The sequence below is a fragment of the Paenarthrobacter sp. TRD_SC_7 genome (assembly GCF_056156245.1).
Genome location: NZ_CM149587.1, coordinates 3,231,727 through 3,246,902 on the forward strand (window position 1 = coordinate 3,231,727; position 15,176 = coordinate 3,246,902).

A 15,176-nucleotide genomic window follows, 5' to 3' on the forward strand; every position below is an offset into this window, starting at 1 on the left:
CGCCATGTTAACGCACAGCGAGGTGGCACTTCACGACAGTAACGCCCTGAGGCATTGGTGCGAAGTGCCACCTCGTGAGTGGTTTTAGCCTGCGTAGGAACGCGCTGCGTCCAGTTCCGCTTCGAGGGCCGTCAGTTGGCGTTCGACGGCGGCTGGTGCCGTTCCGCCCTGTGAGTTGCGGCTGTTGAGCGAACCTTCCGTACTCAGGACAGTGCGCACCTCGGGGCTGAGGTGCTCTGAGATGGCTGCGTATTCCTCGTCCGTCAGGTCCCACAGTTCCACGCCGCGGCCTTCGGCCTGCTTGACGGCAGCGCCGGACAGCTCATGGGCCTCACGGAAGGGAACGCCCTGTCGGACGAGCCATTCAGCAATGTCCGTGGCCAGCGCGAAGCCTTGGGGGGCCAGTGATTCCATGCGCTCCGTGTTGAACTTCAGCGTGGCGATCATGCCGGACACGGCCGGAAGCAAGAGCTCCAAGGTGTCGGCTGCGTCGAAGACCGGTTCTTTGTCCTCTTGCAGATCGCGGTTGTACGCAAGCGGCAGGCCCTTGAGCGTCGCGAGGAGGCCAGTCAGGTTGCCGATGAGGCGGCCTGCCTTGCCACGTGCGAGCTCGGCGACGTCCGGGTTCTTCTTCTGCGGCATGATCGAGGACCCTGTGGAGTACGAATCATGCAGCGTCACGAAGGAGAATTCCTTGGTTGCCCAGAAGATGACTTCCTCGGAGATGCGGGACAGGTCCACGCCAATCATGGAGCATACCCAGGCGAACTCGGCGAAGACATCGCGTGAGGCGGTGCCATCGATCGAGTTGTGGACTGCCGAGAAGAAACCGAGATCAGCGGCTACAGCCTCCGGGTCCAGCCCCAGGGACGAACCGGCCAGCGCACCCGAACCATACGGCGAAACACCGGCGCGCTTGTCCCAGTCCTGGAGACGCTGCACGTCGCGCAGCAGTGCCCAGGCATGGGCCAGCAGGTGGTGGCTCAGCAAGACAGGCTGGGCATGCTGCAAGTGGGTCCGACCCGGCATGGCAACGCCTTGGTGAGCCTTTGCCTGCTCAACCAGCGCGTCGATGGTGGCAAGGACGCCACCCGCGATGATCCGGGCGTGGTCCCGCAGGAACATGCGGCCAAGAGTGGCCACTTGATCGTTGCGGGAACGGCCGGCGCGGAGCTTGCCGCCAAGTTGGGTTCCGGCACGCTCGATCAGGCCACGCTCCAGCGAACCATGAACGTCCTCGTCGCTCTCGGCCGGGAGGTAGGCGCCGCTCGCGACGTCCTCGTCCAGCTGGGTAAGGGCGGCGAGCATGCCTTCCAGCTCTGCGTCGTCCAACAGCCCGGCCTTGGCCAGCACGCGTGCGTGGGCCTTGGAACCGGCGATGTCGTAGCGTGCGAGCCGCCAGTCAAAGTGGGTCGACTTGCTCAGTGCGGCCAGCGCATCCGCGGGGCCGCCGGCGAACCGGCCGCCCCACAGTGCGCCTTCGTTGGTTGCGCTTGTCATTCCCCTGCAACCCGCAGGTCGCGGCCGGAGGCAACCTTGGAGGACATGCCCCACAGCTCGATGAAGCCGCGTGCCATGGACTGGTCGAAGGTATCGCCGGTGTCGTAGGTGGCGAGGTCGAAGTCGTACAGCGAGGTCTCGGAGCGACGACCGTTGACGATTGCCTGGCCACCGTGGAGGACCATGCGGATGTCACCTGAAACGTACTGCTGCGTGTCTTCGATGAAGGCGTCCAAGGAGCGCTTCAGCGGGGAGAACCACTGGCCGTCGTAGACCAACTCGGCCCAGCGCTGGCCAACGGTGGCCTTGAAGCGGGCCTGCTCGCGCTCGATGGTGATGTCCTCGAGGTGCTTGTGCGCAGTGATCAGCGCCATGGCACCCGGGGCTTCGTAGATTTCACGGGACTTGATGCCTACAAGGCGGTCCTCGACGACGTCGATGCGGCCAACGCCCTGCGCGCCTGCACGGCGGTTCAGTTCCTGGATGGCCTGCAGCGGGGTGACCTTGACGCCGTCGATGGCTACCGGCACACCGGCTTGGAAGGAGATGGTGACCTCATCCGGCGCGGGCGGGAATTCCGGCGTGGCGGTGTAGTCGTAGATGTCCTTGGTGGGAGCGTTCCAGATGTCCTCGAGGTAACCGGTCTCGACGGCGCGTCCCCACACGTTCTGGTCGATCGAGTATGGGTTCTTCTTGGTGGTCTCGATCGGCAGTCCCTTTTCCTCGGCGAAGGCGATGGCCTTGTCGCGGGTCAGGGCAAGGTCGCGGACAGGTGCGATGCACTTCAGGTCCGGGCCGAGGGTCTGGATGCCAACCTCGAAGCGGACCTGGTCGTTGCCCTTGCCGGTGCAGCCGTGGGCAACGGTGGTGGCGCCGAATTCACGGGCAGCCTTCACGAGGTGCTTCACGATGACCGGACGCGAGATAGCCGAAACCAGCGGGTAGTGGCCCTGGTAGAGCGCGTTGGCCTTCAGTGTGGGCATGGCGTACTCGTTGGCGAACTCGTCGCGCGCGTCGGCCACGTAGGCCTCGACGGCGCCGCAACCGAGGGCGCGCTGGCGAATGGTCTCCAGGGACTCACCGCCCTGTCCAACGTCGACGGCCACGGCGATGACTTCGGCGCCGGTGGCTTCACCGATCCAGCCGATGGCTACGGAAGTATCAAGGCCACCGGAGTAGGCCAGAACAATGCGCTCAGTCACGAGAGTGCTCCTTTGTTATTGCTTGGTTCATTCGAATCAATGCTGTGTGAATCAATGGTGAAAAAGATCAGTTAGTTGCCAGGGCCGGCTTCTTCAGCCATGCGCAGGAACCGCGCTGCCAATTCCGCCCCGCCATCGGGATCCCGTGCGACCAGCAGCAAAGTGTCATCGCCTGCGATCGTACCCAATACCGACGGCATCACCGAGTGGTCAACAGCGAGGGCCAGGAAGTTCGCAGCTCCCGGCGGGGTGCGCAGGACCACGATGTTGCCCGAGGCCTCAGCTGTCACCAGGAGTTCGCCGCAAAGCCGCGTCAGCCGCGCATCCAGGATTTCCTGGGTGACGCCGCTCTTGGCGTTGCGGTCGCCGCCCTCCCCGGGGACGGCGTAAACCAGGGCGCCTTCCTTGCCACGAACCCTGACCGCGCCCAGTTCCACGAGGTCGCGGGACAGGGTGGCCTGGGTGACCTGGACGCCGTCGTCCGCCAGCAGGGCTGCAAGCTCTGCTTGGGAACGCACGGACTCACCCGTCAGGATCGCGGTGATGCGCGCCTGCCGGGCAGTCTTGGTGGCTGGGCTGGCGCCCGGCACGGACGGATTGGTGGACACTAGAACGTGCTCTCCCCGGTACCTTCAACGGGTGACAGACCGTCCACGAAAGCGAGTCCGGAGCGGTGCATCAGCCATGCCATCAGCGCCTTCTGGGCGTGGAGGCGGTTTTCAGCCTCATCCCAGACGATCGACTGCGGGCCGTCGATGACACCGGCGGAAATCTCATAACCGCGGTAGGCCGGGAGGCAGTGAAGCACGACGGCGTCCGACGCGGCTTGCGCCATGGCGGCCTCGTCCACGGAGTAGTCGCGGAACAGCTGCATCCGTGCTTCCTTCTCGGCTTCCTGGCCCATGGAGACCCAGGTGTCCGTGGCCACGACGTCGGCACCCTTGAGGGCTTCGGCGGCATCGCTGGTGATCAGCACGGAACCACCGGTCTCAGCTGCACGTTCTTCTGCGGCTGCCACGATCTCCGCGGCCGGGAGGTAGCCTTCCGGGCCGGAGATCCGGACATGCATTCCAGCGGTGACACCCGCCAGCAGATAGGAGTTGGCCATGTTGTTCGCGGCGTCCCCCAGGTAAGCCATGCTCAATCCGGCAAGCTCGCCCTTGTGCTCCTTGACGGCCAGGAGGTCGGCCAGGAGCTGGCAGGGGTGGTACTCATCGCACAGGGCGTTGATGACGGGGACCTTGGAGTTCTCCGCCATAGCCACCAAACCCGAGTGGGCACCTGTCCGCCACACGATGGTGGACACCATACGCTCCAGGACCTTCGCCGTGTCCTCCACGGATTCCTTGTGACCGATCTGGGCTTCACCCGGGTTGATGATCAGTGCGTTGCCGCCCATGTCCGCAATGCCGGTGGCGAAAGAAACACGCGTGCGGGTGGAGGTCTTGTCAAAGATCACGGCCACCGTCTTACGGCCGTTGCCCTCGGCCGCGAAGGGCTGCACGCTGTACGGCGCGGCCTTCATCCGGACTGCAAGTTCCAGGACTTCAGCCTGCTCGGCGGGGCTCAGGTCCGTGTCCTTGAGGAAGTGACGGGTGGTGGTGGAAGAAGTCACTGTGCATCCTTAGCGGTGTTGGCCTTAGCCGTGGCGATCAGGGTGGGTAGAGCGTCCAGGAAGCGGTCCGCTTGCTCGATGGTCAGGATCAGCGGCGGCGCAAGGCGGATGGTCCGCGGGCCTGGGCTGTTGATGATGAAGCCGGCATCCAAAGCTGCGGTCACCATGGCAGGTGCGACGTCGGCATTCACATCGACGCCAATCAGCAGGCCCTCACCACGGACTTCAGTGACAGCCTCGATGGCGGCCAGTCCCTCACGAAGGTGAGCGCCGACGGTCAGCACGTTCTGCAGGACACCTTGGCTTTCGATTGCGTGCAGAGTGGCCAGCGCCGCGGCTGTCGCCACCGGGTTCCCGCCGAAAGTGGTGCCGTGCTGCCCGGCGGCGAGCAGGGCCGACGTCGTACTTCCGAAAGTGATGAGTGCCCCCACGGGGAAGCCGCCACCGAGGCCTTTGGCGAGCGTGACGGCGTCGGGAACAATTCCGGCGTCTTCGCTGGCAAGCCACTTGCCGGTCCTGCCGATTCCGGTTTGTACCTCGTCAAGGATCAGCAGCGCGCCTGCCGCGGTGGTCACCTCGCGGGCTGCCTGCAGGTATTCGGCGCTGAGCGGACGGACGCCCGCTTCGCCCTGGATTGGTTCCAGGAAGACGGCCGCCGTGGAATCGTCGACGGCGGCACGCAAGGCTTCGATGTCGCCAAACGGAAGGTGGACCACGCCCCCGGGAAGTGGTTCAAAGGGCGCGCGGTAAGCCTCTTTGGCCGTGAGGGCCAAAGCACCCATGCTGCGGCCGTGGAAGGCACCCTCCAAGGCGATGATCTTGGTGCGCTTTCCATCGGAGTTGTTCCGTCGGGCCAGCTTGAACGCTGCCTCGTTAGCCTCAGTGCCTGAGTTCGCGAAGAACACCTTGGACCCCGCCGGCGCACTGCTGAGAGCCAGCAGCTTTTCCGCCAGTGCGATCTGCGTGGGGCTCGTGAAGAAGTTCGAGACATGGCCGAGCGTGGCCAGTTGGCTGGAAATCACGGAGGTGACGAAAGGGTGCGCGTGGCCCAGGGCGTTCACAGCGATGCCGCCCAGGAGGTCCAAGTATTCCTTGCCGTCAGCGTCCCACACGAGGCAACCTGCGCCACGAACCAGTACCCGCTGCGGGGTGCCAAAGACACCCATGAGGGACGACGAGTAACGGGCAAGCCAGTCAGCGCCTGAGCTCTGGGTAACGAGCGTGGTTGCGGCAGCCTCCGCAGCGATGGGGGCCCCGCCCGCTTCGCGGTGCCCGACCACACCCGGCCCCCCATCGCTGCTGCGGCTTTCGGCCGAATGGCTCAGTTCGGTACTCATGCGTTCACTTCCTCGTCAGGTACTACTTGTGTGCCGATGCCAGCGGTCGTAAAGGTCTCCAGCAGCATCGAGTGCGGGAGGCGGCCATCAACGATGTGCGCTTGTTCCACGCCTTCGTCGATGGCTTTGAGGCAGGCTGCCATCTTCGGGATCATTCCGGACTCGAGCTTGGGCAGCATCTCACGGAGTTCCGAAGCTGTCAGCGAAGAGATCAGCGACGATTTGTCCGGCCAGTTGGCGTACAGGCCCTCAACATCGGTCAGGATGACAAGCTTGGTGGCGCCCAAGGCGGATGCGACGGCGGCGGCTGCAGTGTCCGCGTTGACGTTGAGGACCTGTCCCGTCGTGGGACCGGAACCGTTGCCGTCGTCGAGAATTTCCGGAGCGACGGTCGAAATCACGGGGATGCGGCCGGCGTCGAGAATGTCCTTGATGCCGGCAGGGTCCACACCCACTACTTCGCCCACCAGGCCGAGGTCCACCTCTTCGCCGTCCACAACGGTGCCCGTGCGGACGGCGCGCAACAAGCCGCCATCTTCGCCGGACATGCCCACGGCATAGGGACCGTGGGAGTTGATGAGGCCGACGAGTTCGCGACCTACTTGGCCCGTGAGGACCATGCGGACCACATCCATGGCTTCAGGGGTGGTGACGCGCAGGCCGCCCTTGAACTCGGACTCGATGCCGAGACGGCCGAGCATGGAGTTGATCTGGGGGCCACCGCCGTGGACCACTACGGGGTGGATGCCAACGTGGTGGAGGAACACAATGTCCTCCGCGAAGGCACGACGAAGGTCATCGTTGACCATCGCGTTGCCGCCGTACTTGATCACCATGGTGGTACCGGCAAAACGCTGGATCCACGGGAGGGCCTCGATCAGTGTCCCGGCTTTGTCCTGGGCGTCACTCATGGAGGTGGTTTCGCGGGTGTGCGCAGTCATAGTCATCCGCTCAGCTCGAGTATGCGCTGTTCTCATGCACGTAATCGTGCGTGAGGTCGTTGGTCCAAATGGTGGCCTCGGCGTCTCCGGCCTGCAGGTCGATTTCAACCAGTACTTCGCGCGGCTCGAGGTCCACCAAATTGCGGTCATCGCCGATTGCGCCCTTGCGGCAGATCTGTACGCCATTCATGGACACGTTGAGTTGGTCCGCCTCGAATACGGCGTCAGTTGTTCCCACAGCCGAGAGCACCCGGCCCCAGTTAGGGTCCTTGCCGAAGATGGCGGCTTTGAAGAGGTTGGAGCGGGCAACACTGCGGCTGACGATTTCGGCGTCGCGTTCGCTGGCGGCGTTGAACGTCCGGATAGCGATGTCGTGGCTGGCGCCCTCGGCGTCACCGATGAGCTTGCGTGCCAGTTCGGCGCAGACCTGCGTGACGGCTTCGCTCAACTGTTCGGCAGACGGCAACGCCTCGGACGCCCCTGATGCCAACAGCACCACGGTGTCGTTGGTAGACATGCAGCCGTCCGAGTCCGCCCGATCAAAGGTGACGCGCGTGGCGTCGCGCAGGACGACGTCGAGCTCATCCGCAGGAACCTCGGCGTCGGTGGTAAGGACCACCAGCATCGTTGCCAGGCCCGGCGCCAGCATGCCGGCGCCCTTGGCGATGCCACCGACGGTGAACTGCTTGCCCTCGGCGTCGGTGCCCGTGAAGACCGCTTCCTTGGACACGCTGTCCGTGGTCATGATCGCTGTGGCCGCAGCGGAGCCGCCGTCCTCCGACAGTTCGCGGAAAGCGGCCTCGACGCCGGGAAGAATCTTGTCCATGGGCAGCTGCTCGCCGATCAGGCCGGTTGAGCAGACCACGACGTCGGAAGCTGAGACTCCCAGCACGTCTGCCACTTTCTCGGCCGTGGCGTGGGTGTTCTGGAAGCCCTGCGGACCGGTGCATGCATTGGCTCCCCCGGAGTTCAGGACCACGGCATCCACCCGTCCGTCGCTGACCACCTGACGCGACCAGTGGACCGGTGCAGCAGCCACGCGGTTGGAGGTAAAGACGGCGGCGGCGGATTTTTGCGGTCCGTCGTTGACTACAAGGGCAAGGTCCGGGTTACCCGAAGCCTTGATGCCGGCTTTGATGCCTGCGGCGCGGAATCCCTTGGGGGCGGTAATGGTCACGGTGCAACTCCCTGCAGGTTCAGGCCGGCGGTTTCATCCAGGCCGAGGGCAATATTCATGGACTGCACGGCTCCGCCGGCGGTCCCCTTCGTGAGGTTATCGATAGCGCATGTCACGATGACCCGGTTGGTGTGCTCGTCAAAAGCCAACTGCATGACTGCGTGGTTGGAGCCCTGAACCGACTTGGTGGCGGGCCACTGGCCCTCCGGAAGGAGGTGCACGAATGGTTCGTCGTCGTAGGCGTCCGTCCAGGCTTGGCGCAGCTCCGCGTACGTGACGCCATGGCCCACCTTTGCGGTCGCCGTGGTCAGGATGCCGCGGCTCATCGGAACCAGTGTTGGCGTGAAGGAGACTGTTACCGACTCGCCGGCCGCGTTGGCCAGTCCCTGTTCGATCTCAGGTGTGTGCCGGTGTCCGCCGCCGACGCCGTAAGGGCTCATGGAACCCATGACTTCAGCGCCAATCAAATTGACTTTGGCAGCCTTGCCCGCGCCTGAGGTCCCCGATGCAGAGACAATCACGACGTCGTCCGTCAGGAGGAGGCTGTTGGCGAACCCGGGCGTCAGGGCGAGCAGGGCCGACGTCGGGTAGCACCCGGGAACGGCGATGCGCGTGGCACCTTTGAGGGCTTCGCGCTGACCAGGGAGCTCCGGGAGACCATAAGGCCAGGTGCCCGCATGGGAGGAACCGTAGAACTTTTCCCACGCCGCTGCGTCCTGCAGGCGGTGGTCAGCACCGGCGTCGATCACTACCGTCCCCTCTGGCAACTGGGCAGCGATCTCGGCCGAGGCACCGTGCGGCAGTGCCAGGAACACGACATCATGGCCGGACAGGTTCTCCACTGTGGTGTCTTCCAGAATCCGACTGGCCAAACCGTGGAGATGCGGCTGCAACTCCCCTAGTCTGGAACCGGCGTTGCTGTGAGCGGTGATCGCACCGATGGTGACGTTCGGATGGCCTGCCAGCAAGCGCAGGACTTCTCCCCCGGCGTAGCCGCTGGCACCGGAGACGGCAACAGAAATAGTCATGACTCCATTGTACAGCAAGAATATTCACCCTGTCCGATATTTATGCATGCAGTTGTGAGCAGTCTCATTATTTTGGAGATTACCCGTATGCTTAGTGAAGGGTGAACCAAACCGTGCAGTCCGAACGTCGGCTGTAGCGTTGCCCGTTAGCGATACGGGGCACATTTATGTCACCCACGTCCACCGCTGAGCGCCCCAAAGCTCGCGCAATTCAACCAAATCCCGTCGTCCAGAGCTACTCAGAGCTCCTCAAGAGCGTCAAGTCAGCCGGACTCCTCGAACGCCGCAGCGGCTTCTACATCTGGGTCTTCGTGGCCTTGGTACTGCTCATGGCCGGCACCTGGCTCGGCTTCGCACTCATAGGCGATTCCTGGTACCAGCTCCTGATCGCTGCAGCCGTAGGCATCCTGTGCACGCAGCTTAGCTTCCTTGCCCACGAGGCAGGTCACAAGCAGATTTTCGCTTCACGTCGCGCCAACGACTGGTCCGCCCGCCTCCTGGCCACCGGCGTGGCCGGCATCAGCTACTCCTGGTGGGAACAGAAGCACGGAGCCCACCACAACCACCCCAACGTCATTTCCAAGGACCCGGACATCCGGAACAACGCCTTGGTCTTCCACGAAGACGCTGCAGCCGAACGTAAGGGCCGCTTGGCTTTCCTTACCAAGAAGCAGGGCTGGTTCTTCTTCCCGCTCCTGATGCTCCTCGGCTTGAGCTTGCAGTTTGACTCCCTTCGCTTTGTTTTCGGCAAACAGAAAGTACGTCACCGCTGGGTAGAGACGCCCATCCTCGTCGCGAGGCTCGCCGCCCTCCCGGTTCTGGCGTTCACGTTCCTGCCCATCGGAATGGCGTTCGCCTTCCTGGGCGTGCAGATCATGGTCTATGGCTTCTACATGGGCGCGTCGTTCGCCCCGAACCACAAGGGCATGCCGGTCCTTCCCAAGGACAGCCGTGTTGACTTCCTCAACCGCCAGATCCTGACCTCGCGCAACATCTCCGGTGGCCTCTTCATGGACTTCCTCCTGGGTGGACTCAACCGGCAGGTGGAGCACCACCTGTTCCCGGACATGGCTCGCCCCCATTTGTACAAGGCCACCAAAATCGTGCGCGAGTTCTGCGCCAAACACTCCATCCCCTACACCGAAACCACGCTGATGCAGTCCTACGGCATCGTGGTCAGGTACCTCAATGACGTAGGCCTGGCGGCAGGCCGCGGCTTCGACTGCCCCGTCGCTTCGACGCACGGACGCCGCTAGGCGTTCGACACCGGAGGCCCCAACCTCCCTAGGATGGATTCTGAAACCGGGCACCGGAAGGCCCGCCCCGGAGTAAGGAGCCACCATGACGCACGCTATCGTTGCACAGCAGTCCGGAGGACCCGAGGTCCTCGAGTACGCATCCGTGGAAACACCGTCTCCTGGCCCCGGCCAGCTGTTGATCAAGGTCGCAGCTGCCGGGGTCAATTTCATTGAGACGTACCAACGCAGCGGCACCTACAAGGTGGACTATCCGTTCACTCCGGGTGCCGAAGCTGCCGGCACTGTGGAGGCCGTCGGAGAGGGCGTCGAGGAATTTGCTGTCGGCGACCGCGTTGCCACGGCCGAGGGAACCCGGACCTATGCGGAGTACGCCCTCGTTGACGCGAGCAAGGCACTTGCGGTTCCGGCCGGCGTCGACGATCACACTGCCGCGGCCCTGCCGCTGCAGGGAATCACCGCCCACTACCTGATGAATTCATCTTTCCGGGTGGAGCCCGGGCACACCGTCCTCCTGCATGCGGGCGCCGGCGGCGTCGGCCTCCTGCTGACCCAACTGCTCAAAGCCCGCGGCGCCCGAGTCATCACCACCGTCTCCTCCGATGAGAAGGCCGATCTCTCTACGCTGGCAGGCGCCGATGAAGTACTTCGCTACGACGGCTTCGCTGACAGGGTCCGTGAACTCACCGATGGGGAGGGCGTCAACGTGGTGTACGACGGCGTCGGCAAGGACACGTTCGATGATTCCCTGAACAGCCTGCGCATCCGCGGTGCAATGGTGCTCTTCGGCGCGGCCTCCGGCCCGGTGCCGCCGTTCGATCCCCAGCGTTTGAACGCCGCGGGTTCGCTCACGCTCACCAGGCCCACCATGGCGCACTTCGTCCAGAACACCCACGAGCGCCGGTGGCGCTCAGCGGAAATTTTCGACGCCGCCGCCAATGGCACCCTCGCTGTCAGGGTGGGCGCAACGTACCCGCTCGCGGAAGCCGCCCAGGCGCACCGCGATCTTGAGGGCCGCCGCACCACTGGAAAAGTCCTTCTGGTTCCCTGATCCCCTTTTGAACGCCACATGTGCAAAAAGCGAACAATGGTGCAACAAAGTGTGACGAGTGGGAAACGTCAGACACCTTTTGTTCATCTTTCTGCGGAAAGCTGACGTCGTGAGCACAGAACATCCCGCTGGGGCCGGTACGACGCCTGCCCTGATGAAGTACCGTCCCCAGCTACCGGGAGGCGCCGCGGCTCCCGCCGAGCGTACTCTCGTCGACATCTTGGAAGAGAGCGCAGCATCATTCCCCGAAGCTTCGGCGCTTGATGATGGGCAAAAGTCGTTGAGCTACACCGAGCTGCTCAAGGCCGTTCGCGGTTTCGCCGGGCAGTTGAACAGTGCGGGACTTGGTCGAGGGGACAAAATCGGCGTCAGGATCCCGTCCGGCACCAATGAGCTCTACATCGCTATCCTGGGAATCCTCATGGCCGGCGCCGCGTACGTTCCTGTGGACGCCGACGACCCCGACGAACGAGCCAAGCTGGTTTTCGGCGAAGCCAAGGTAGGGGCGGTCGTCGCTGCGGGGTTGGACATCCAGCTCTTCGGTCAGGCTAAGGAAGCTGTCTCTACGCCAGCCTCGCCCGGATTGGACGATGACTCCTGGATCATCTTCACCTCGGGATCTACCGGAACTCCCAAGGGCGTCGCAGTCACGCACCGTTCGTCAGCAGCTTTCGTTGATGCCGAAGCCCGGATCTTCCTCCAAGCTGAACCCATCGGACCCCAGGACCGGGTACTCGCCGGCCTTTCTGTGGCCTTCGACGCTTCCTGCGAGGAAATGTGGTTGGCCTGGCGGCACGGAGCTTGCCTTGTGCCCGCACCACGAGCCCTTGTTCGAACCGGCATGGACCTTGGTCCCTGGCTCATCAACCACGGCATCACCGTGGTTTCAACTGTGCCCACCCTCGCTGCGTTGTGGCCGGCCGAGGCACTGGAAAATGTCCGCTTACTCATCTTCGGCGGCGAAGCATGCCCGCCGGAACTGGCCGAACGCTTGGCAGTCGACGGCCGTGAAGTGTGGAACACCTACGGACCCACCGAGGCCACCGTCGTTGCCTGCGCCGCTCCATTGGGCGGACCGGGCCCCGTCCGGATCGGCCTGCCGTTGGACGGATGGGACCTTGCCGTCGTCGATTCCAGCGGGCTTCCGGTCGCCGAAGGTGAGATTGGCGAATTGATCATCGGCGGCGTGGGGCTGGCCCGCTACCTCGATCCCGCCAAGGACGCCGAGAAGTACGCCCCCATGACAACACTTGGATGGGATCGCGCGTACCGCTCAGGTGACTTGGTGCGATTCGAAGCCGAGGGCCTGGTCTTCATGGGTCGCGCCGATGAACAGGTCAAGCTGGGCGGACGCCGCATCGAATTGGGCGAAGTAGATGCGGCGCTTCAATCCTTGCCGGGGATAGCTGGCGCTGCTGCTGCAGTGCAGACGACGGCCGCCGGCAACCAAATTCTGGTGGGCTACCTGGCTCCCGTTGACGGTCACGAGTTAAACATGGACGAGGCCCGCAAGCTGCTTGGCGAAAGCCTCCCAGCTGCCCTGATCCCCTTGCTGACCACCGTTGAATCCCTCCCCACCAAAACCAGCGGCAAAGTGGATCGCCACGCACTCCCCTGGCCTCTGGCAGGGGCCGGCGCCACCGAGGCCGGCAACGCACCGCTGAATCTGCCCGATGACGCCCGATGGGTGGTGGACCAGTGGGAGTCGGTACTGGGCAGCCCCGTCAGTTCACTCGACGCCGACTTCTTCGCCCATGGCGGCGGGTCCTTGGCCGCAGCCCAGCTCGTTTCGGCCCTCCGCGTCCGTTACCCCACCATCACCGTCGCTGATATCTACGCGACGCCGCGCGTTGGGGCCCTGATTGACGCCGCGCGGCAATCACTCCCCGACGGCGGCTCGCCGGGGCCCGCTGCTGAGCGCACCGTCCGTCCTACCGCCTTGAAGTCGCAAATCTTCCAGGTCCTCATGGGCGTGCCGCTGCACATACTCGTGGGAATGCGTTGGCTGACTTACCTCATGGCCGCCAACAAACTACTGGCAGACTTCGCCGGATTCGCTGCGGCCCCCGTGGTCTCCTGGTGGTGGATCGCGGCGTCGTGGCTGGTCTTCGTCAGCCCCTTGGGCCGGATGGCGATCTCCGTGGTTGCAGCCAGGGTACTGCTTGGCAGGATCCAGCCCGGTACTTACCCGCGGTCCGGCAAAACCCACCTGCGCTTGTGGCTGGCCGAGCAAATACAAGACCTGTCGGGTGCCATCGGCCTGGCCAGCGCGCCGTTCGTCCCGTACTACGCCCGGGCCCTCGGAGCCAAGATCGGCAAGGATGTCCACCTGCATTCGTTGCCCCCGGTTACCGGTCTGCTGTCTCTGGGCAGCGGAGCAAACATCGAGCCCGAAGTGGACCTTTCCGGTTGGTGGGTGGACGGCGATTCAGTCCATATCGGCCAAATCCATGTAGGAGCCGGTGCAGTTGTGGGCGCACGGAGCACCCTGATGCCTGGAGCAACCATCGGTGCGGGTGCCCACGTCGATGCCGGATCTGCGGTACTGGGCAAAGTGAAGGCCGGGCACCTCGTGGCCGGCTGCCCCGCAGAACGCCGTGGAAAAGCAAAGCACGAATGGCCGGAGACAATCAGCCGGCGACCCGTCGTTGACCGACTCTGGTTCTCAGCGTTTGCCAGCGCTTCGGCTCTGCTGGCACTGATCCCCTATATCTCGGCGTTCGCCGGAGCCCTGGTGGTCCTGGCTTTCATCCAGGGTCACAAGTCGTTGGAAACAGCGCTTCCAGAGATCGCCTTGGCCGTTCCACTTGCGGCCCTGGTGTGGTTCTTCGGCAACCTGGTCCTCATCCTGATAGTTGCAAGGCTCTTGGGCTTGGGCCTCAAGGAGGGCTACTACCGGGTTCGCAGTCGTATCGGCTGGCAGGTTTGGGCCACGGAGCGCCTCCTGGACATGGCACGTGACCTCCTCTTTCCGGTCTATGCGAGCCTCTTCACCCCTGTGTGGTTGCGCCTCCTGGGCGCCAAGGTGGGGAAGAACGTGGAGGCGTCAACGGTGCTGCTCGTGCCAAAGATGACCACCATCGGCGACGGCGCATTCCTGGCCGACGACACCATGGTTGCCTCCTACGAACTGGGCGGTGGCTGGATGAAGATCGCCCCGGCCAAGATTGGAAAACGCTCCTTCCTGGGCAACTCCGGCATGACAGCCGCGGGTCGGAACGTGCCCAAGAACTCCCTCGTCGCCGTACTGTCCGCCACGCCGGCCAAGGCGAAATCAGGCACATCATGGCTTGGTAGCCCGCCTGTGAGGTTGCGCCGGACTGCCGTCGACGCCGACCAGACCCGCACCTTCCGTCCACCGCTGAAGCTGAAGATTGCAAGGGCGCTCTGGGAACTTTGCCGCCTGTTCCCTGTCATCCTCACAGTGGCCATCGCGGTGAGCGTGATGCTTGTGCTGGACTGGATAGCGCGCGGATGGGGCTATTGGATTGCTGCGGCCTTGGGTGGCGTGGTCATGTTGGCAGCGGGAGCCGTGGCCGCGCTCAGCTCCATTGTGGCCAAGTGGGTTTTGGTGGGCACGATCCGCTCGGGTGAACACCCGCTATGGAGTTCGTTCATTTGGCGCAACGAGGTTGTGGACACCTTCATCGAAATGGTCAGCGCCCCGTGGTTCGCCCGTTCTGCGGCCGGAACTCCTGCCCTGGTGTGGTGGTTGCGCGGACTCGGAGCCAAGATCGGACGCGGAACGTGGTGCGAAAGCTACTGGCTCCCCGAAGCCGACCTCGTGACCCTGGGCGAAAACTCCACCGTCAATAGAGGTTGCGTGGTCCAGACGCACCTCTTCCACGACCGTGTCATGAGCCTTGACACCGTAACGCTCGGTAACGGCGCCACGATGGGTCCGCACGGCGTCATACTCCCCGCGGCGAGTATCGGCGACGGCGGTACTGTTGGGCCGGCGTCGTTGGTCATGCGTGGCGAGACCGTCCCGGCCGGGACGTATTGGATGGGCAATCCGGTGAGCCCGTGGGTGGGTCCGTCTGCACAAGCGCCGCGCCTCAAGTAGATT

At 64.0% G+C, this 15,176-nt stretch carries 11 protein-coding genes; 3 read left to right on the plus strand and 8 right to left on the minus strand.

Annotated elements, in window-relative coordinates:
- Positions 1–84: 84 nt before the first annotated feature.
- The 8 genes from argH to argC all read right to left on the minus strand — a co-directional run bounded on the left by argH (position 85) and on the right by argC (position 8,800).
- On the minus strand, positions 85–1,500 hold the full coding sequence (gene argH / locus AC0J5Z_RS15580) for an argininosuccinate lyase (protein WP_475033887.1): 1,416 nt from the start codon (positions 1,498–1,500) through the stop codon (positions 85–87).
- Complete coding sequence (locus tag AC0J5Z_RS15585; RefSeq protein ID WP_091466547.1) at positions 1,497–2,702, minus strand: argininosuccinate synthase; 1,206 nt, start codon at positions 2,700–2,702, stop codon at positions 1,497–1,499. The genes argH and AC0J5Z_RS15585 overlap by 4 nt, the downstream gene beginning before the upstream one ends.
- Positions 2,703–2,773: 71 nt before the next feature.
- The gene (locus AC0J5Z_RS15590; RefSeq protein WP_011774347.1) at positions 2,774–3,310 is read right to left on the minus strand and encodes an arginine repressor; all 537 of its coding nucleotides are present in this window, start codon (positions 3,308–3,310) and stop codon (positions 2,774–2,776) included.
- Positions 3,310–4,317 (minus strand): ornithine carbamoyltransferase, encoded by a 1,008-nt coding sequence (argF, locus tag AC0J5Z_RS15595; protein ID WP_475033889.1) that lies wholly within the window; start codon positions 4,315–4,317, stop codon positions 3,310–3,312. Before argF ends, AC0J5Z_RS15590 begins: the two co-directional genes overlap by 1 nt.
- Complete coding sequence (locus AC0J5Z_RS15600; protein ID WP_475033892.1) at positions 4,314–5,654, minus strand: acetylornithine transaminase; 1,341 nt, start codon at positions 5,652–5,654, stop codon at positions 4,314–4,316. Before AC0J5Z_RS15600 ends, argF begins: the two co-directional genes overlap by 4 nt.
- A complete protein-coding gene (argB, locus tag AC0J5Z_RS15605; protein WP_475033895.1) occupies positions 5,651–6,595 on the minus strand; it encodes an acetylglutamate kinase in 945 nt (314 codons plus the stop codon). Before argB ends, AC0J5Z_RS15600 begins: the two co-directional genes overlap by 4 nt.
- A gap of 10 nt (positions 6,596–6,605) precedes the next feature.
- A complete protein-coding gene (gene argJ, locus AC0J5Z_RS15610; RefSeq protein ID WP_475033898.1) occupies positions 6,606–7,772 on the minus strand; it encodes a bifunctional glutamate N-acetyltransferase/amino-acid acetyltransferase ArgJ in 1,167 nt (388 codons plus the stop codon).
- A complete protein-coding gene (argC, locus tag AC0J5Z_RS15615) occupies positions 7,769–8,800 on the minus strand; it encodes an N-acetyl-gamma-glutamyl-phosphate reductase (protein WP_475033900.1) in 1,032 nt (343 codons plus the stop codon). Before argC ends, argJ begins: the two co-directional genes overlap by 4 nt.
- Positions 8,801–8,967: 167 nt before the next feature.
- On the opposite strand from argC, the gene AC0J5Z_RS15620 reads away from it, so the two are divergent.
- The 3 genes from AC0J5Z_RS15620 to AC0J5Z_RS15630 all read left to right on the plus strand — a co-directional run bounded on the left by AC0J5Z_RS15620 (position 8,968) and on the right by AC0J5Z_RS15630 (position 15,173).
- On the plus strand, positions 8,968–10,056 hold the full coding sequence (locus tag AC0J5Z_RS15620; RefSeq protein WP_475033903.1) for a fatty acid desaturase family protein: 1,089 nt from the start codon (positions 8,968–8,970) through the stop codon (positions 10,054–10,056).
- A gap of 85 nt (positions 10,057–10,141) precedes the next feature.
- A complete protein-coding gene (locus tag AC0J5Z_RS15625; RefSeq protein ID WP_475033905.1) occupies positions 10,142–11,107 on the plus strand; it encodes a quinone oxidoreductase family protein in 966 nt (321 codons plus the stop codon).
- A 154-nt stretch (positions 11,108–11,261) separates the two neighbouring features.
- The gene (locus AC0J5Z_RS15630; RefSeq protein ID WP_475039734.1) at positions 11,262–15,173 is read left to right on the plus strand and encodes a Pls/PosA family non-ribosomal peptide synthetase; all 3,912 of its coding nucleotides are present in this window, start codon (positions 11,262–11,264) and stop codon (positions 15,171–15,173) included.
- Positions 15,174–15,176 lie beyond the last annotated feature (3 nt).

What these genes read in the sequence shown, in the direction of transcription:
- argH (WP_475033887.1), bottom strand. Translation starts at nt 1,500, where the DNA reads ATGACAAGCGCAACCAACGAAGGCGCACTGTGGGGCGGCCGGTTCGCC.
- AC0J5Z_RS15600 (WP_475033892.1), bottom strand. Translation starts at nt 5,654, where the DNA reads ATGAGTACCGAACTGAGCCATTCGGCCGAAAGCCGCAGCAGCGATGGG.
- argB (WP_475033895.1), bottom strand. Translation starts at nt 6,595, where the DNA reads ATGACTGCGCACACCCGCGAAACCACCTCCATGAGTGACGCCCAGGAC.
- argC (WP_475033900.1), bottom strand. Translation starts at nt 8,800, where the DNA reads ATGACTATTTCTGTTGCCGTCTCCGGTGCCAGCGGCTACGCCGGGGGA.
- AC0J5Z_RS15620 (WP_475033903.1), top strand. Translation starts at nt 8,968, where the DNA reads ATGTCACCCACGTCCACCGCTGAGCGCCCCAAAGCTCGCGCAATTCAA.
- AC0J5Z_RS15625 (WP_475033905.1), top strand. Translation starts at nt 10,142, where the DNA reads ATGACGCACGCTATCGTTGCACAGCAGTCCGGAGGACCCGAGGTCCTC.
- AC0J5Z_RS15630 (WP_475039734.1), top strand. Translation starts at nt 11,262, where the DNA reads ATGAAGTACCGTCCCCAGCTACCGGGAGGCGCCGCGGCTCCCGCCGAG.